The organism is Curtobacterium sp. SP.BCo (assembly GCF_051903265.1).
Lineage (GTDB): Bacteria > Actinomycetota > Actinomycetes > Actinomycetales > Microbacteriaceae > Curtobacterium.
Genome location: NZ_CP194337.1, coordinates 3,004,282 through 3,021,237, shown reverse-complemented (window position 1 = coordinate 3,021,237; position 16,956 = coordinate 3,004,282). Strand labels below are relative to the sequence as shown.

At 71.2% G+C, this 16,956-nt stretch carries 15 protein-coding genes and 1 pseudogene; 6 read left to right on the top strand and 10 right to left on the bottom strand.

The window, feature by feature from the left end:
• Positions 1 to 23: 23 nt before the first annotated feature.
• Both ACRQ4B_RS14250 and ACRQ4B_RS14245 read left to right on the top strand, forming a co-directional pair.
• Positions 24 to 647, top strand: coding sequence for an isochorismatase family protein (locus ACRQ4B_RS14250; protein ID WP_439692070.1), 624 nt, complete (start codon positions 24 to 26; stop codon positions 645 to 647).
• 50 nt (positions 648 to 697) lie between these two features.
• Positions 698 to 2,155 carry an NAD-dependent succinate-semialdehyde dehydrogenase gene (locus tag ACRQ4B_RS14245; protein WP_439694405.1) on the top strand — a complete coding sequence of 486 codons (1,458 nt, stop codon included), beginning with the start codon at positions 698 to 700 and terminating at the stop codon, positions 2,153 to 2,155.
• 73 nt (positions 2,156 to 2,228) lie between these two features.
• On the opposite strand, the gene ACRQ4B_RS14240 is transcribed toward ACRQ4B_RS14245, so the two are convergent.
• The 10 genes and pseudogenes from ACRQ4B_RS14240 to ACRQ4B_RS14195 form a co-directional block, all read right to left on the bottom strand.
• A complete protein-coding gene (locus ACRQ4B_RS14240) occupies positions 2,229 to 4,019 on the bottom strand; it encodes an ABC transporter ATP-binding protein (protein ID WP_439692069.1) in 1,791 nt (596 codons plus the stop codon).
• A 7-nt stretch (positions 4,020 to 4,026) separates the two neighbouring features.
• A complete protein-coding gene (locus ACRQ4B_RS14235) occupies positions 4,027 to 4,242 on the bottom strand; it encodes a hypothetical protein (protein ID WP_092095498.1) in 216 nt (71 codons plus the stop codon).
• Positions 4,243 to 4,428: 186 nt separating this feature from the next.
• Entirely contained in the window at positions 4,429 to 5,841 is a 1,413-nt protein-coding gene (locus tag ACRQ4B_RS14230; RefSeq protein WP_439692068.1) for an MFS transporter, read from the bottom strand.
• A gap of 202 nt (positions 5,842 to 6,043) precedes the next feature.
• A pseudogene (gene ribA, locus ACRQ4B_RS14225) lies at positions 6,044 to 6,715 on the bottom strand (GTP cyclohydrolase II); the annotation flags it as partial.
• Complete coding sequence (gene ribD / locus ACRQ4B_RS14220; RefSeq protein ID WP_439694404.1) at positions 6,703 to 7,755, bottom strand: bifunctional diaminohydroxyphosphoribosylaminopyrimidine deaminase/5-amino-6-(5-phosphoribosylamino)uracil reductase RibD; 1,053 nt, start codon at positions 7,753 to 7,755, stop codon at positions 6,703 to 6,705. The pseudogene ribA and the gene ribD, both read right to left, overlap by 13 nt.
• Positions 7,756 to 7,812: 57 nt before the next feature.
• Complete coding sequence (locus ACRQ4B_RS14215) at positions 7,813 to 8,418, bottom strand: GNAT family N-acetyltransferase (protein ID WP_439692067.1); 606 nt, start codon at positions 8,416 to 8,418, stop codon at positions 7,813 to 7,815.
• 16 nt (positions 8,419 to 8,434) lie between these two features.
• Entirely contained in the window at positions 8,435 to 9,445 is a 1,011-nt protein-coding gene (gene trpS / locus ACRQ4B_RS14210; RefSeq protein WP_439692066.1) for a tryptophan--tRNA ligase, read from the bottom strand.
• 34 nt (positions 9,446 to 9,479) lie between these two features.
• Positions 9,480 to 10,322, bottom strand: coding sequence for an exodeoxyribonuclease III (locus tag ACRQ4B_RS14205; RefSeq protein WP_439692065.1), 843 nt, complete (start codon positions 10,320 to 10,322; stop codon positions 9,480 to 9,482).
• 197 nt (positions 10,323 to 10,519) lie between these two features.
• On the bottom strand, positions 10,520 to 10,792 hold the full coding sequence (locus ACRQ4B_RS14200) for an HPr family phosphocarrier protein (RefSeq protein ID WP_070418429.1): 273 nt from the start codon (positions 10,790 to 10,792) through the stop codon (positions 10,520 to 10,522).
• An 84-nt stretch (positions 10,793 to 10,876) separates the two neighbouring features.
• A complete protein-coding gene (locus ACRQ4B_RS14195) occupies positions 10,877 to 11,647 on the bottom strand; it encodes a DeoR/GlpR family DNA-binding transcription regulator (RefSeq protein WP_071303090.1) in 771 nt (256 codons plus the stop codon).
• Positions 11,648 to 11,933: 286 nt separating this feature from the next.
• On the opposite strand from ACRQ4B_RS14195, the gene ptsP reads away from it, so the two are divergent.
• From ptsP to ACRQ4B_RS14175, 4 genes are all read left to right on the top strand, one after another.
• Positions 11,934 to 13,589: a phosphoenolpyruvate--protein phosphotransferase gene (gene ptsP, locus ACRQ4B_RS14190; RefSeq protein ID WP_439692064.1), complete on the top strand. Its 1,656-nt coding sequence runs from the start codon at positions 11,934 to 11,936 to the stop codon at positions 13,587 to 13,589.
• A 72-nt stretch (positions 13,590 to 13,661) separates the two neighbouring features.
• On the top strand, positions 13,662 to 15,215 hold the full coding sequence (locus ACRQ4B_RS14185; RefSeq protein ID WP_439692063.1) for a PTS mannitol transporter subunit IICB: 1,554 nt from the start codon (positions 13,662 to 13,664) through the stop codon (positions 15,213 to 15,215).
• An 86-nt stretch (positions 15,216 to 15,301) separates the two neighbouring features.
• Positions 15,302 to 15,739, top strand: a complete 438-nt coding sequence (locus ACRQ4B_RS14180) for a PTS sugar transporter subunit IIA (RefSeq protein ID WP_022907882.1) — start codon at positions 15,302 to 15,304, stop codon at positions 15,737 to 15,739.
• The gene (locus ACRQ4B_RS14175) at positions 15,736 to 16,893 is read left to right on the top strand and encodes a mannitol-1-phosphate 5-dehydrogenase (protein ID WP_439692062.1); all 1,158 of its coding nucleotides are present in this window, start codon (positions 15,736 to 15,738) and stop codon (positions 16,891 to 16,893) included. The genes ACRQ4B_RS14180 and ACRQ4B_RS14175 overlap by 4 nt, the downstream gene beginning before the upstream one ends.
• The last annotated feature ends 63 nt before the right edge of the window (positions 16,894 to 16,956 follow it).

Below are 16,956 nucleotides of genomic sequence, written 5' to 3'. Positions count from 1 at the left end.
GCCTGCGGGTGTTGGATGGCCGCATGGCCAGGGCACTCCTCATCGTCGACGTCCAGAACGACTTCACCGAGGACGGCGCGCTCGCGGTCGCCGGCGGGAGCGCACTCGCCGCGCGCATCACGGCGTTCCTCCACCGCCACGCCGAGGACGAGTACGACCTCGTGGTCGGTTCGCGGGACTGGCACCACGGCGACGACGACAACGGCGGGCACTTCGCCGGGGCGGAGGGGCCGGACTTCGTGCAGACGTGGCCGGTGCACTGCGTCGCCGGCACCCCGGGCGCGGAGTACAGCCCCGACCTCGACACCGAGTTCGTCGACGTCGACGTCTTCAAGGGGCAGGGACGTCCGGACTACTCGGCGTTCCAAGCGCAGACCGAGGACGGCGTGCTGCTGCCCGACCTGCTGACGGCCCACCACGTCACCACGGTCGACGTCATCGGCCTGACCACCGACCACTGCGTCCGCGCGTCGGCCTCCGACGCCCTGGCTGCCGGCTACGACGTCGCCGTCTACGAGGACCTGGTCGCCGGGGTCGACCCGGAGGCGAGCGCCCGGGCGCTCGAGGAACTGCGAGCGGCCGGCGTGCACGTCGACCGCAGCGACATGGACGAGGGGCTCGCGAACCCCGGAGGAGCAGTACTGTGACCGACACCACGACCCCCACGACCGCGCTCACCACGACGGTCGCGGACGACATCGTCTCCGTCGACGGCGTCCCCACCGGCCTCTTCATCGGCGGCAGCTGGCGGGCAGCGTCCGGCGGTGCCACGTTCCCCGTCCGTGACCCCTCGACGGGCGAGGTGCTCGCCGAGGTCGCCGACGCCACACCGGCGGACGGCATCGCGGCCCTGGACGCCGCGGTGGCGGCGCAGGACGACTGGGCGGCCACCCCGCCCCGGCAGCGCTCGGACCTGCTCCGGGCCGCCTTCGACCTCGTGCGGGAGCACACCGAGGACCTCGCCGCGCTGATGACGCTCGAGATGGGCAAGCCGCTCGCCGAGGCGCGCGGCGAGGTCACGTACGGCAACGAGTTCCTCCGCTGGTTCTCCGAGGAGGCCGTCCGCATCGGCGGCGACTACCGCACCAACCCGGAGGGCACCGGACGCGCGATCGTGCTGAAGCGCCCGGTCGGACCCGTGTACGCGATCACGCCGTGGAACTTCCCGCTCGCGATGGCGACCCGGAAGATCGGGCCCGCACTCGCGGCCGGCTGCACCGTCGTCGTGAAGCCCGCCGAGCTCACCCCGCTGACCACGCTGTTCCTCGTCGAGCTGTTCCGTCGGGCGGGGCTGCCCGACGGCGTGCTGAACGTCGTGCCGTCGCTCGACGCGAAGGCCCTGTCGGAGCCGATCATCGCGGACCGCCGGCTCCGCAAGCTGACCTTCACCGGGTCGACGCCCGTCGGCTCGGCGCTCCTGAAGCAGGCCGCCGACAACGTGCTGAAGACGAGCATGGAACTCGGCGGCAACGCCCCGCTCCTGGTCTTCGACGACGCCGACCTCGACACCGCGGTCGCTGCTGCGATGCTCGCGAAGTTCCGCAACGTCGGCGAGGCCTGCACCGCCGCCAACCGGTTCTTCGTGCAGGAGGGCATCGCGGACGCCTTCACGGCGGCGCTCACCGCGAAGGTCGACGCCCTGCGCATCGGCCGGGGGAGCGAGGAGGGCACCACGATGGGGCCGCTCATCGACGACCGTGCCGTCGACAAGGCCGCTCGGCTCGTCGACGACGCCGTCTCTCGCGGCGCCCGACTGGTCACGGGCGGACAGCGGGTGGACCGTCCGGGGACCTACTACGCACCGACCGTCCTCGACGGGGTCCGGCCCGGCTCGGAGATCCTGACCACGGAGATCTTCGGCCCCGTGGTCTCGATCACCCGGTTCGCCACCGAGGAGGAGGGCATCCGGCTCGCGAACGACACCGAGTTCGGGCTGGTCGCGTACGCCTACACCGAGGACTTCCGGCGGGGGCAGCGCCTGGCCGAGCGGCTCGAGACGGGGATGCTCGGGCTGAACACCGGCGTCGTGTCGAACGCGGCGTTCCCGTTCGGTGGCGTGAAGTCCTCCGGACTCGGCCGCGAGGGGTCGCACGAGGGCATCGAGGAGTACCTCGAGACCGTCTACGTGCTGACGCCGGACCCCTTCGCCGCCTGAGCAGACCGGCCGCCGGCCCCGGTCGGCCGCCGGCCCCGGCCGACCGCCTGCGCCGGCCGGGGACGCCCCGGTCTCAGACCAGCAGCTGGTGCTTCGCCAGGTCGCGGTACAGCGGCGTGGTCTCGACGAGCTCCGAGTGGGTGCCGACCCCGACGACCCGTCCGTGCTCGAGCACGACGATGACGTCCGAGTCGACCACGGTGGAGAGCCGGTGCGCGATGACGAGCAGCGTGCGGTCCTCGGCGACGGCGTCGATGGCGAGCCGCATCTTCTGCTCGTTCACCCCGTCGAGGGACGACGTCGACTCGTCGAGGAGCAGGATCGGGGGTGCAGCCAGCAGTGCGCGGGCGATCGCGAGGCGCTGCCGTTCGCCGCCGGACAGCATGACGCCGTCCTCGCCGACCTGGGCGTCGAGCCCGCGGGGGTCGCGGTGCAGGACCTCGCCGAGGTTCACGGCCTCGAGCACCCGGACGCAGTCGTCCTCGGTGGCGTCCGGTGACCCGAGCAGGAGGTTCGCCCGGATCGTGCCGGCCAGTACCGGGGCGTCCTGTTCGACGTAGCCGATCTGCCCGCGGAGCTCGGCACGGTCGAGCCCGCGGACGTCGACGCCGCCGAGCCGGATCACGCCGTCGGTCGGGTCGTAGAACCGTTCGATGAGCGCCAGGGTGGTGGACTTGCCGGCACCCGACGGGCCCACCAGGGCGACCCGCGACCCGCGCGGCACCCGGAAGGAGACGTCGTGGAGCACGGCCTGGTCCTCGGCGCCGGCGGCGTTGGTGTCCGGCGACGACGCGTACCGGAACGTCACGTGCTCGAAGGTGATGGCGTCGTCGGTCTCGACGGCGGCCGCGGTCCGGACGGCCCCGTCGTCCTGCGCCTCGGTCGGGAGGTGCAGGATCTCCTCGATGCGACCGAGTGCGCCGAGTGCCTGGGCGACGGCCACGACCGCGCCCATGGCCTGGCCGAGGGGCATGATCATCATGAAGAGCAGCAGGATGAACGTGATCAGCGTCGCGATCGTGATCGTGCCCGCGGCGACCTGGGCGCCACCGACGCCGAGCACGGCGATGAACGCCACCTGCATGACGATGCTCGCGACGGGGACGACGAACGCCGACATCTTCGCGATGTCGAGACCGCGCCGGTAGGCCTCGGTCGCGTGGCCGTCGACCTCGCCGACCTCGCGCTCGGTGGCCCCGGCGGCGCGGATGGTGCGCACGGCGCCGATGCCGCGCTCGACCGCGGCGGTGAGGTCGCCGACCTTCTCCTGCGCCTTCTTCGACGCGATGCGGATCCGGCGGCTCAGGCCACCCACGACGACGATGGCGACGAGCACGATGACGACCGTGATGCCGAGGAGCAGCGGGTCGATGATCGCCATCGCGATGACCGCACCGATGAAGGTCAGCGCGCCGCCGATCGACTCGATGAGCCCCTGCGTGAGCACTGCGCGGAGCAGGGTCGTGTCGCTGCCGACCCGGGACACGAGGTCACCGGTGCGACGGGTGTCGAACTCGGAGATCGGCAGGTTGAGGATGCGTGCGATGAGCTTGCGGCGTGTGGAGAGCACGACGCCCTCACCCGCGCGCTGGAGCAGGAAGTGCTGGACGCCGTTGAGGATGCCGGACACGAGCACGAGGGCCACGAGCGCCCACACGAGCATGCTGAGCGTGTTGCCGTGCTGCACCGCCGTGACCACCTGGTTCACGAGCAGCGGCTGCGCGAGGGACGCACCGGCGCCGAGGACGCTCAGCACGATGATCACGACCATCGCGGGCTTGTTCTCGAACAGGTAGCCCAGCAGCCGACCGAAGCTGGCCCGGGGGCCGTCGGTCTTCTTGGGTCGCGCGAAGGGGAGACTCATCGTGTTCCTAGTTTCTGCCGTACTTCTTGTGCACTGCCTGGCGACTGACGCCGAGCAGCGTCGCGATCTCCTGCCACGAGGCGCCGGCGTTCCGAGCGCGGCGTGCGGCGAGCTCTTCGGTCCGGTCGAGCTCGCGGCGGAGTTCGCGCACGCTGGCGAGGGCGGAGAACGGGTCGTCTCCGGAGGCTCCCGCGGCGAGGCTCGTGATGGTCGGTCGATCCACGTGTGTCAACCTACATTGACGCACCGACATGTGTCAACCTGAGTTGACGTGCGGACTCGGAACGACGAGTCCGACGTCGGACGACGTCGACATCGTCGTTCCGGGTCGGTGCGACGGGCAGGAACAGGACGGACGGGAGGCGCGGTACCAGCCGGCACCGCGCCTCCCGTCCGTCAGGAACGCGCGTTACGCGCGGACGTCCGCCGGGGCCGCGTCCGGCGCGCCCGACCGGTCCGCCTCGTCGAGCCCGGTGCCCTTCGTCTCGCGGACGAACAGCAGTGCGACGAGGGTGACCACCGCGGCGATCGTCAGGTACAGACCGACGAGGAAGATGTTCCCGTCCGCCTTCCACAGCGCCAGCGCGATCGTCGGGGCGAGCGACGCCCCGAGGATCGACGCGACGTTGTACGCGATCGCCGACCCCGTGTACCGGACGTTCGTCGGGAACAGCTCGGGCAGCAGGGCACCCATCGGCCCGAAGGTGAGCCCCATCAGCGACAGACCGACGATGAGGAACGTCACGACCGTGATCGGCCCGGTCGACGCCGCGAACCAGAACTGGAACGTGAGGCCGAACAGGGCGATGCCGATCGTCGTCGGGATGAGGGTGCGACGGCGCCCGAACCGGTCCGCCAGGATGCCGGCGACCGGGGTGAAGATGCCGAAGAACACGACGCCGATCATGAGCAGCGTGAGGAACTCGCCGCGGGAGTACCCGAGGCCGACCTTCGGGACGAGGGGACCCGCCTCGGCGCCGGTCGTGCCGTAGGACAGCGTGAACGTCGTCATGAAGTAGAAGAGCACGTAGGTCGCGACCATGCCGAAGGTGCCGACGATGAGCGGCTTCCACGAGGTGCGGAACACGCGTGCCAGCGGGAGCTTCGCCACGGTGCCCGACTCCTGGACGCCGCGGAACACGGTGGACTCGACGAGCTTGAACCGCACGTAGAGGCCGACGATCACGAGGACGGCGGAGAGCAGGAACGGGATGCGCCAGCCCCAGGCCTGGAAGTCCGGGTTCGGGGTGCCGTCGGCGCCGGCCGGCATCGCCGCGTTGATCGCGATGAACAGGCCGTTGGCGAGCAGGAAGCCGATCGGGGCGCCGAGCTGCGGCATCGACCCGAAGACGCCGCGCTTGCCCTTCGGTGCGTTCTCGGTCGCGAGGAGGGCCGCGCCGGACCACTCGCCACCGAGCCCGACACCCTGGGCGAAGCGCATCACGGCCAGCAGCACCGGTGCCCAGATGCCGATCGACGCGAACGTCGGCAGGCAGCCGATCAGGAACGTCGCGGTCCCCATCACGAGGAGCGAGGCCACCAGGGTCGCCTTGCGGCCGATGCGGTCACCGAAGTGGCCGAAGAGGACCGACCCGACCGGACGCGCGAAGAACGCGAGCGCGAAGGTGACGAACGAGGACAGCTGCGATGCCGTGGGGTCCTCGTTCGGGAAGAACAGCGTCGGGAAGACGAGGACGGCAGCGGTCGCGTAGACGTAGAAGTCGTAGAACTCGATGGAGGTGCCGACGAGGCTGGCGATCACGACGCGGGAGCGCGGATTGCCGGTGGTCTTCGGGGATGCGGGTGCCGGTGCGGCGGACATGGGGTGGGAGGACTCCGAGGGGGAGCGCTCGTGGGAGCGCGGCGGTCGTCCGGACGGCGGACACAGGTCGGTTCGCGCAGGGTGGCGCGGGCACCGATCGGGTGCGTTCGGATGGGGTGGGACCGCTTGTGACGGAAGCCCCCATCGTACGACAGATGTCGTGCACCTGCGAATCCGCCGAGAGCGGCGCCGCGCGGTCCGGTCAGCCGCGAGTGCTGCTGCCTGCCTCGAGGTGCGCCGGCAGCTGGTGCCCCATCCGGTCGCGCTTCGTGTCGAGGTAGGCGGCGTTCTGCGCGGAGATCCCGACGACGAGCGGCACGAGGCCCTCGACCGTGATGCCGTGCTCCTCGAGCTGTCGGCGCTTCTCCGGGTTGTTCGAGAGCAGTCGGACGCTCGTGATGCCGAGGTCGGCGAGGATGCCGGCGGCGCCACCGTACTCGCGGGAGTCGGCGGGCAGGCCGAGTGCGAGGTTCGCGTCCAGCGTGTCCAGGCCGTCCTCCTGCAGACGGTAGGCCTTGAGCTTGTTGATGAGGCCGATGCCGCGGCCCTCCTGCCCACGCAGGTAGATCACGACACCACCCTCGGCCGCGATGGTGTCGAGCGCGGCGTCGAGCTGCGGGCCGCACTCGCACTTCAGGGAACCGAAGGCCTCACCGGTCAGGCACTCCGAGTGCACGCGGACGAGCGCGCCGTCGCGCGGTACGGCGCCGTCCGGGCCGGTCCCGATGATCGCGACGTGCTCGGCGCTGGTCACGAGGTCGCGGTAGGCGCGCATCTCGAAGGTGCCGTGGGTCGTCGGGACGTTCGTGGACACCTCGAACTGGACCGGGCTCCCGGGCGTGGGGGAGGTGAGTGCGTCGGTCATGGGGTGCTCCGGTCGTTCTGGGGCCCCGCGTCACCGCGCACGTCCGCCGCCGGCCGGGTCGCCCGGTGGGGTCGTGCTCGGACCAGCAGGTCGGGGCCGAGGCTGGTGGTCGATAGTACGTCCAACTTCCGACGCTCGCCGATGCTTCCCACACCGACGTCACCGAGGGCGACGCGCGGACCGCCGAGCAGCACCGGGGCGAGGTACACGAGGTACTCGTCGACGAGGCCCGCCGCGACGAGCGCCGAGGCGACGGTGGGCCCGCCCTCGACGAACAGCGAGTGCACGCCGTGGTCGCGCAGCGCCCCGAGGGAGGCGGCGAGGTCGTGGCCGGGCAGCGTGACGAGTCCGCGGGGGTGTCGACGGACGGCGGCGTCCCGGGGCACCGGCCGGTCGCCGAACACCACGGGCAGCGGCTGGTCGGCGAGGAGCTCGCCGGCGTCGCCCCGCGCGGTGAGGCTCGGGTCGTCGGCGATCACGGTGCCGGTGCCGACGAGGACGGCGTCGTGTGCGGCCCGCTGCTCGTGGACGTGCTGGCGAGCGGCGGTGCCCGTGATCCACTGGCTCGTGCCGTCGGCGGCGGCCGCTCGACCGTCCAGGCTCGACGCCCACTTCACGGTGACCCACGGCCGACCCAGGCGGACGGACAGGAGCCAGCGTTCGAGGAACGCCTCGGCCTCGGCCGCGAGGACCCCCGGGACGACCTTGACGCCCGCCGCGCGGAGCCGGTCGGCGCCGCCGTGCGCGTGTGCGCCGGGGTCGTCGATCGCGTAGACGACCCGGCCGATGCCGGCCTCGATGAGGGCCACGGCGCAGGGCCCGGTGCGGCCGGTGTGGTTGCACGGTTCGAGCGTGACGACGGCGGTGGCACCGCGCAGCGCCTCGGCGGGCAACTTCGCCATCGCGTCGACCTCGGCGTGCGGGGTGCCGGCGCCCTTGTGCCAGCCCTCGGCGAGGACGTCACCGGCGGGGGAGAGGATGACCGCCCCGACCCGGGCGTGGTCGCCGACCGCGGGGCCGAGCGCGGCGAGTTCGAGGCCGCGGCGCATGGCGCGGACCTCCGCCGGGGACGCCGTCGGCGCGGGTGTGCTGGTCACGGTCCGAGACTACCGGCGCGGGGTCGGTGACGTGTCATCGGCGTGTCCCCCGTCAGCGAACGACGCCGCGGGCCACGGGAGGTCCGACGCGGGGGCGCCGTCGGCGCGCCGGAGTCCCTGCCAGGCCGACGTCGGCCCGCCGTCACGACCGGGGATGCGGGCCTCGCCGATCCCGGTGTACGAGAACCCCGCCGCACGGGCGACGCTCGCCGAACCGGTGTTGCCGACGTAGCACTCCCAGTACACGTCGGGAGCGCCCTGCTCGAACGCCCAGTCGACGACCAGCCCGACGGCGTCGTGCACGAGCCCGGCACCGCGGGCCGACGGCGCGAGCCAGAAGCCGAGGTCGCGGCCCGCGGTGCGGTACCCGATGACCCCCTCGAGCCAGGTCGACCCCGTCCGGCGGATCGCCCAGGTGTACTCGCGGTCGGACGCCCAGCCGGGCCCGACCAGGGCGTCGACGAACCTGCTCGCGTCGCGCGGGGTGTACGGCGTCGGCACGGTGGTCCAACGCACGATCGCCGGGTCCTGGCACGCCTCGGTGATCGCCGCCGTGTCCGCCCGGGTCGGCACGTCGAGGTGCACCCGGGCGGACGTCAGCGTGACGGGCAGCACGGTCGTCGCGGGCGGGTCAGCGGCGGGCGCGGGGGACGAACCCGATGCGCTCGTAGACCTTCGCCAGGGTCGCCTCGGCGATCGACTCGGCGCGCGCCGCCCCGACCTCGAGCAGACGGTCCAGCTCGGCCGGGTCGTCGAGGAGCTCCAGCGTGCGGGCACGCACCGGCTCGAGCTCGGCCACCACGGCATCGGCGACCTCGCCCTTCAGGTCGCCGTAGCCCTTGCCCTGGAACGAGGTCTCGAGGTCGGCGACCGGCGTGCCGGTGAACGCGGACAGGATGGAGAGCAGGTTCGTCACACCCGGCTTCGCCTGCCGGTCGGCCCGGATCTCGCGCTCGGTGTCGGTGACGGCCGAACGGATCTTCTTCGCGGTGCGCTTCGGGTCGTCGAGCAGCCGGATGAGGCCGTTGTCGGACGCGGCCGACTTGCTCATCTTGCTCGTCGGGTCCTGCAGGTCGTAGATCCGGGCGGTGTCCGTGAGGATCCGGGCCTCCGGCACGACGAACGTGTCGCCGAACCGCGAGTTGAAGCGTCCGGCGAGGTCGCGGGTGAGTTCGACGTGCTGCCGCTGGTCGTCGCCGACCGGGACGACCTTCGTGTCGTAGAGCAGGATGTCCGCGGCCATCAGGATCGGGTAGGTGAAGAGCCCGACCGAGGCGGCCTCGGCGCCCTGGCGCGCCGACTTGTCCTTGAACTGGGTCATCCGGCTGGCCTCACCGAACCCGGTGAGGGTGTTCAGCACCCACGCGAGCTCGGCGTGCGCCGGCACGTGCGACTGCACGAAGAGGGTGGCCCGCTCCGGGTCGATGCCCGAGGCGATGTACTGCGCGGCGGTCGCACGCGTGTTGGCCCGGAGCTCGGCCGGGTCCTGCGGGGAGGTGATCGCGTGCATGTCGACGACGCAGTAGATGGCGTCGTGGTCGTCGAGCAGCGTCCTCCACTGCATGAGCGCGCCGATGTAGTTGCCGAGGTGGAGCGAACCGGCCGACGGCTGGATGCCCGAGAAGATGCGGGTCGAGGTCATGGTGAGTCCTGTGCTGGGGAGCGTTCGGGGGAAGTCAGAGTTCGTAGTCGACGACCACGGGGGCGTGGTCGGACCATCGCTGGTCGTACGCCGCGGCGCGGTCGACCGTGTACTCCGTCACCGTGGCGGCGAGGTCGGGCGTGGCCATCTGGTAGTCGATGCGCCAGCCGGTGTCGTTGTCGAACGCCTGGCCGCGCCAGGACCACCACGTGTACGGCCCCTCGACGTCGCCGGCCTGCGCACGCCCGACGTCGACCCAGCCGAGCCCGGGGCCCGTCGAGCCGTCGGCGCCCTCGACCTCGGTGCCCTGTTCGCCGAAGAAGCGCGAGAAGTAGGCACGCTCACGGGGCAGGAAGCCCGCCCGCTTGACGTTGCCCTTCCAGTTCTTGATGTCGCGCTGGTCGTGCCCGACGTTGAGGTCGCCGACGACGACGGCGAGCGGGTTGTGCTCGCGGAGCTCGGGCAGGCGCTCCGTCATCGCGTCGAGGAACTTCCACTTCTCGTCCTGCTTCGGGGTGTCGACCTCGCCCGAGTGCACGTACGTGGAGACGACCGTGACGGTGGTGCCGCCGATCTCGTAGTCGGCTTCGAGCCAGCGGCCCGCCGAGTCGAAGTCGTCCGGTCCGAGGGCGACCCGGTGCACGTGGGCACCGTGGCGGGAGGCGATCGCGACGCCGGCGCGTCCCTTGGCGGTCGCCGGGTCGTGCACGATGTCCCACTCGTCGCCGAGGAGCGCCGCCAGGTCGTCGCTCGACGCACGGACCTCCTGCAGGGCCAGCACGTCGACGTCACGCGTGGCGAGCCAGTCGCCCATCCCCTTGCGGAAGGCGGCGCGGACGCCGTTCACGTTGACGGATGCGAGGCGCAGGCGTGTCATGCAGAACACCCTATCGGCGGCCGGGGACAGGCCCGCGCCGGGCCGTCGGGCGGTACTTCCTGAGCAGGAACGGTCGAGTTGCGCGGGGCGAGCCGACCATTCCTGCTCACCATGCGCCGGTGGTCGCGACGCGACCATGGACAGACGGGAGGCGCGGTGCCGTCCGGCACCGCGCCTCCCGTCCGCCGGTGGTCGCGTCAGGCCGCGTCGTGGTCCGTCTTCAGGAACTCGACCAGGCTGTCCGCGGTCGTCTCGGCGTCGTCGCCGTTCACCGTGAGCGTGACCTCGTCGCCGTTCTCGATGCCGAGCCCGAGGAGGGCGAGGATGCTGCCGGCGTTCCCGGACTTGTCGCCCTTCGCGATCGTGACCTGGTGGCCGGACGCCGTCACGGTCTGGACGAAGAGTGAGGCGGGGCGGGCGTGCAGACCGGACGCGCTGGCGACGGTGACGGTGCGGGTGGCTTCGGACATCGATTGACTCCTCGTCGATGGGTGGTGCGCTCATGGTAGCGAGCGCGGTGTGGGTGGGTGCTGGGTGGTCGGCGGGGTGTGCGGTCAGTCCCGGCCGGGCCAGAAGACCTCGGTGCCGGCGGCCTCGACCTCGCGGACGAGGTCGGCGTTCACGCCCGGGTCGGTGATGATCGTGTCGATCGCGGCGAGCGGTGCGACGCGACCGAACTCCTCGCGACCGAACTTGGTGTGGTCGGCGAGCAGGATGCTCCGTCGTGCGGACTTGATCATGGCGGACTTCACGGCGGCCTCGGCCATGTTGTGCGTCGTCAGGCCGCGCTCCGGGGTGATCCCGTTGATGCTGATGAAGGCGACGTCGACGCTCACCATCCCGATGAGCTGGTGCGTCCACGTGCCGACGCCGGCGAGCGAGTCGCTCCGGATGTTGCCCCCGAGCAGGTGCAGGTCGATGCCGGGGCGGTTCGCGACGGCCATCGCCACCGGCAGGGAGTGCGTCACGACGGTGAGACCGCGGTCGGTGGGGAGCATCTCGGCGAGGCAGATCGTGGAGGTCCCGGCGTCGATCATCACGGAGCCGTTCTCGGGCAGTTCGCCGAGTGCGGCCTCTGCGATCACCATCTTCTCGGCTTGGTTGATGCCGCCACGGTCGCCGACGCCCGGGTGCAGGGTGATCCGCTCGACGGGGATCGCGCCCCCGTGTGCGCGTCGGACGAGGCCACGGCGTTCGAGGCTCGTGAGGTCGCGGCGGATGGTCTCCGGTGTGACCTCGAGCAGCTCGGCCAGGTCCTTGACGTCGACCCGGCCCTGGGCACGCGCCTGTTCGACGATGCGCTGGTGGCGCTCGGGTGCGTACATCGGGGCCTCGTCGTCTCGGGTTTCGGGTTTCGGGTGTCGGGTGGGCGGGGGAGTCGGGTCGGAACGGACACGACCGGACACGTCCTCGGCGGATCCGACCGGAACGGATCGGCCGCCAGACGCAAACGGGCATCTGTTTCTGCATTTTTATCCCCGGATGTGTTTGTTTGTCAACGCGGATCGGGGTATGGTGCTGCTCAAGCCGCACGGGCGGGGTCCCTTCCGTGCTGCTGCGCACCGAACGAACCACCCCACCGCAAGCGCGTGTGAGATGAAGGAGTCTCGAATGTCCGAACTGCTCGGAACCGGCGTCGGCCGTGGCGTCGCCCACGGCCCCGTGCTCCGGATGGCGGACCCGCTCGGCGAACCGTCCACCGCACCGCTCGAGGGCTCGGCGGACGACGCGAAGCAGGCCGTCGCCTCGGCGATCGCCGCGGTGGCGGAGGACCTCAACAAGCGCGGGCAGCTCGCCGGCGGCGACGCCCAGGCCGTGCTCGAGGCGCAGGCGCTGATGGCGCAGGACCCGACGCTGCTCGACGACGTGCACGCCCGCATCGACGGCGGCACGAACCCGGAACGCGCCGTGCACGAGGCGTTCGCGCAGTTCCGCGACCTGCTCGTCGGCATGGGCGGCTACATGGGGGAGCGCGCGGCCGACCTCGACGACGTCGCGCAGCGCATCGTCGCGAAGCTCCGCGGGGTGCACGCCCCGGGCGTCCCCGAGTCGGACACCCCCTTCGTGCTCGTCGCCCGCGACCTCGCGCCGGCCGACACCGCACTCCTCGACCTCGACAAGGTCCTCGCACTCGTCACCCGCGACGGCGGACCGACCTCGCACACCGCGATCCTGGCCCGCGCCAAGGGCATCACCGCGATCGTCGGCGTGACCGGCGCCGACGACCTGTCGGACGGCACCGTCGTCGTCGTCGACGCCGCAGCCGGCACCGTCGTGACCGACCCCTCCGCGGAGCTCGTCGCCGACGTCGAGCAGCGCATCGCCGACCGTCGTGCCGCTGCCGCCGCACCGCTCACCGCCGGTGCCCTGGCCGACGGCCACACCGTGCCCCTGCTCGCGAACCTCGGCAGCCCCGCCGACGCCGCGGGTGCCGTTGCCCTCGGTGCGGAGGGCGTGGGGCTCTTCCGCACCGAGTTCCTCTTCCTCGACTCGCCGAAGGCCCCGACCGTCGACGAGCAGAAGGCGTCCTACAAGCAGCTGCTCGAGGCGTTCCCCGGCAAGAAGGTCGTCGTGCGCGCGCTCGACGCCGGCGCCGACAAGCCGCTGCCGTTCCTCACCGACAAGGACGAGGAGAACCCGGCCCTCGGCCGTCGCGGGCTCCGCGCGCTCCGCAACCACCCCGAGGTGCTGCGCGACCAGCTCACCGCGCTCGCACAGGCCGACGCCGAGACCGAGGCCGACCTCTGGGTGATGGCCCCGATGGTCGCCGACGCCGAGGAGACCGAGTACTTCGTCGACCTGGCGCGCGAGCTCGGCATCCGCACCGCCGGCGTGATGGCCGAGGTCCCCTCGCTCGCGCTGATGGCCGAGCAGGTGTTCACCTCCGCCGACTTCGTGTCGATCGGCACGAACGACCTCACCCAGTACACGATGGCCGCCGACCGCATGCTCGGCACCGTCGCGTCGTACCAGGACCCGTGGCACCCCGCCGTGCTCCGCCTCGTCGCGCAGCTCGGTACCGCCGGGTCGTCCGCGGGCAAGGCCGTCGGCATCTGCGGCGAGGCCGCTGCCGACCCGCTGCTCGCCGTCGTCCTCGTCGGCCTCGGCGCCACCACCCTCTCCATGACCCCCGCGGCCCTGGCCGACGTGCGCGCCGAACTCGGTCAGCACACGCTCGAACAGGCCCGCGAGATGGCACAGGCGGCACTCGCCGCGAGCACGGCGGCGGCCGCGAAGTCCGCCGCGGCCGCGGTGCACGCCGCCTGAGCCACCCCGAGCACCACCCGACCCAGCACCACCCCTCACACAGCAGCAGCACCTCACAGAAAGTCACCGCACATGACAACGTCGTCCGTTGCAGCGCCCGACGCTCCCGCGAAGTCGCGGGGCGGCGCACGCGTCGCCGTTCAGAAGTTCGGCACGTTCCTCTCCGGCATGGTGATGCCCAACATCGCGATCTTCATCGCGTGGGGCCTCATCACCGCGTTCTTCATCGAGACCGGCTGGACGCCCGTTGGCGTCCTCGGCGGCTTCGGTGAGACGAACGGGGTCGCCAACATCGGTCTCGTCGGCCCGATCCTGACCTACCTCATCCCGCTCGCGATCGCCTTCCAGGGTGGCCGGATGGTCTACGAGACCCGCGGTGCCGTGGTCGGTTCGATCATGGCCATGGGCGTCATCATCGGTGCGAACGGCACGATCATGATCCTCGGCGCGATGATCTGCGGTCCGCTCGGTGCGTACCTGATCAAGCAGATCGACAAGATCTGGGACGGTAAGATCCGGCCCGGCTTCGAGATGCTCGTGAACAACTACGCGGCCGGCATCCTCGGCTTCGCGCTCGCGCTCATCGGCTTCTTCTGGCTCGCGCCGCTGTTCAAGCTCATCGCCGAGGGCCTCGGCGCCGCGGTGAAGTTCCTCGTCGACAGCTCGCTGCTGCCGCTCGCCAGCGTCATCATCGAGCCGGCGAAGGTGTTCTTCCTGAACAACGCCATCAACCACGGCGTGCTCGACCAGCTCGGTGCACAGCAGGTGCAGGAGTCCGGCAAGAGCATCCTGTTCCTGCTCGAGGCGAACCCCGGCCCGGGTCTCGGCATCCTCCTCGCCTTCACCTTCTTCGGTGTCGGCATCGCCCGCTCGACCGCTCCCGGCGCGATCCTCATCCAGTTCTTCGGCGGCATCCACGAGATCTACTTCCCGTACGTGCTGCAGAAGCCGGTCCTGTTCATCGCCGTCATCCTCGGCGGTGCGACGGGCGTCGCGACCAACGTCGCCTTCCACTCCGGTCTCGTCGCCCCGGCGTCGCCCGGTTCGATCATCGCGGTCCTCACGGCCACCGCGAAGGACAGCTACGTCGGTGTCATCCTGTCGGTCGTGCTCTCCGCGGCGGTCACGTTCGCGGTGGCGTCCTTCTTCCTCATCGCGAGCCGCAAGCGCGACCTCGCGAACGGCGGCGGCGACATGAGCGCCGCGATGGCGAAGCTCCAGGCCAACAAGGGCCGCGACGTGAACGCCGCGACCGCGGGCCTGCTCGGCAACAACTCCCCGGCGAACGAGGAGGAGGCCGAGGCCTCGCTCGGCGGTGTCGGCTCCGGCACCACCACTGCGACCCGGGTCGAGCACGTCGTGTTCGCCTGCGACGCCGGCATGGGGTCGAGCGCGATGGGCGCCAGCGTCCTCCGCAACAAGGTGAAGAAGGCGGGCATCGAGGGCGTCACGGTCGTCAACAAGGCGATCGCGAACCTCGACGGCACCGAGGACCTCATCATCACGCAGGAGGAACTGACGGACCGCGCGAAGCAGAAGAACCCGAACGCGCAGCACGTCTCCGTCGGCAACTTCATGAACGCGCCGCAGTACGACGAGGTCGTCGAACAACTCAAGAACCAGTAACGCAGTGCAGTATCGGAGGGGACGGGCCACGGCTCGTCCCCTCCACACGTCCACGACGTCACGTCACGAAGCAAGGAGAACCCCCGATGCCCGTCCTGCAGGAGAGCCAGATCCGCATCCACACCGAGGACACCGCGCCGACCAAGTCGGAGGCGATGAAGGAGGCGGCCGAGATCCTCGAGGCTGCAGGCGCGGTCACCGCGGACTACTACCCGGCGATGCTCGAGCGTGAGAAGAGCGTGTCCACGTACATGGGCAACTTCCTCGCGATCCCGCACGGCACGAACGACGCGAAGGACGCCATCAAGTCCTCGGCGCTGTCGTTCATCCGCTACGCCACCCCGATCGACTGGGACGGCAACCCGGTGCGCTTCGTCGTCGGCATCGCGGGCGTCAACAACGAGCACCTCGACATCCTGTCGAAGATCGCGATCGTGTTCTCCGACGAGGACGAGGTCCAGAAGCTGACCGACGCCCCCGACACCGCGGCGATCCTCTCGATCCTCGGCGAGGTCAACGAGTGAGCACCGGTACCGCCGTCCACTTCGGCGCGGGGAACATCGGCCGCGGCTTCGTCGGGCTGCTCCTGCACGAGGCCGGGTACGAGGTCGTCTTCGCCGACGTCGCCGCCCCGCTCATCGACGCGTTGGCCGCTGCGGACTCGTACACCGTGCACGAGGTCGGGGCGGACGCGCGGGACCACGAGGTCACGAACTTCCGTGCGCTGAACAGTGCTCAGGACGAGTCCGCCGTCGTCGCCGAGATCGCGACGGCGTCGATCGTCACCTGCGCCGTGGGCCCGAACGTGCTCAAGTTCATCGCCCCGGTGATCGCCGCCGCACTGCAGCAGCGCGACGCCGACGCCGCGCCGATCGCCGTGATGGCCTGCGAGAACGCCCTCAACGCGACGGACCGCCTCCGTGAGTTCATCGTCGACGCACTGCCGAGCGACGTGCGCGACCGAGCCCTCGCGAAGGCCGTGTTCGCGAACACCGCGGTGGACCGGATCGTCCCGGCACAGCCCGAGGGCGCCGGACTCGACGTCACGGTGGAGACCTACTTCGAGTGGGCGATCGACCGCACCCCGTTCGGTGGCAGCGAGCCGGAGATCCCCGGTGCGCACTACGTCGACGGCCTCGCAGCCTCGATCGAGCGCAAGCTGTTCACGGTGAACACCGGCCACGCCACGGTCGCCTACCACGGCTTCCTCGCGGGGGCGGACAAGATCTCCGACGCCATCGCGATCCCGGCGGTCCGCTCCGAGCTCGAGTCGGTGCTCGCCGAGACGAGCGACCTGCTGGTCCGCCGGCACGAGCTCGACCCCGAGGTGCACCGCGCCTACGTGCAGGCGATCATCGGCCGGTTCGAGAACCCGCACCTGCCGGACACCGTGACCCGCGTCGGTCGGCAGCCGCTCCGCAAGCTGTCCCGCGACGAGCGGTTCGTCTCCCCGGCCGCCGCCCTCGCCGAGGACGGCACGGAGCCGACCGCGCTGCTCGACGCGATGGGCGCGGCGCTGAGCTTCGACGTCGCGGACGACGAGCAGAGCGTCGAGCTGCAGGCGCTGCTCCGGTCCGACCGGACCGACGGTGCCGTGGTGACCGAGATCACCGGGCTCGACGAGCAGCACCCGCTGCACGCCGCGTTCGCGGAGCGGGTGCGTTCCGCCCGCGCCTGACGTCCCCACGAGACGGACGGGAGGCACGGTGCCAGCTGGCACCGTGCCTCCCGTCCGTTGCGG

Bases quoted from the DNA above. Each gene is read 5' to 3' on its own strand.
- ACRQ4B_RS14250 (WP_439692070.1), top strand. From the start codon at position 24: ATGGCCAGGGCACTCCTCATCGTCGACGTCCAGAACGACTTCACCGAG.
- ACRQ4B_RS14240 (WP_439692069.1), bottom strand. From the start codon at position 4,019: ATGAGTCTCCCCTTCGCGCGACCCAAGAAGACCGACGGCCCCCGGGCC.
- ACRQ4B_RS14230 (WP_439692068.1), bottom strand. From the start codon at position 5,841: ATGTCCGCCGCACCGGCACCCGCATCCCCGAAGACCACCGGCAATCCG.
- ribD (WP_439694404.1), bottom strand. From the start codon at position 7,755: ATGCGCCGCGGCCTCGAACTCGCCGCGCTCGGCCCCGCGGTCGGCGAC.
- trpS (WP_439692066.1), bottom strand. From the start codon at position 9,445: ATGACCTCGACCCGCATCTTCTCGGGCATCCAGCCGTCGGCCGGTTCG.
- ACRQ4B_RS14205 (WP_439692065.1), bottom strand. From the start codon at position 10,322: ATGACACGCCTGCGCCTCGCATCCGTCAACGTGAACGGCGTCCGCGCC.
- ACRQ4B_RS14200 (WP_070418429.1), bottom strand. From the start codon at position 10,792: ATGTCCGAAGCCACCCGCACCGTCACCGTCGCCAGCGCGTCCGGTCTG.
- ACRQ4B_RS14195 (WP_071303090.1), bottom strand. From the start codon at position 11,647: ATGTACGCACCCGAGCGCCACCAGCGCATCGTCGAACAGGCGCGTGCC.
- ptsP (WP_439692064.1), top strand. From the start codon at position 11,934: ATGTCCGAACTGCTCGGAACCGGCGTCGGCCGTGGCGTCGCCCACGGC.
- ACRQ4B_RS14185 (WP_439692063.1), top strand. From the start codon at position 13,662: ATGACAACGTCGTCCGTTGCAGCGCCCGACGCTCCCGCGAAGTCGCGG.
- ACRQ4B_RS14180 (WP_022907882.1), top strand. From the start codon at position 15,302: ATGCCCGTCCTGCAGGAGAGCCAGATCCGCATCCACACCGAGGACACC.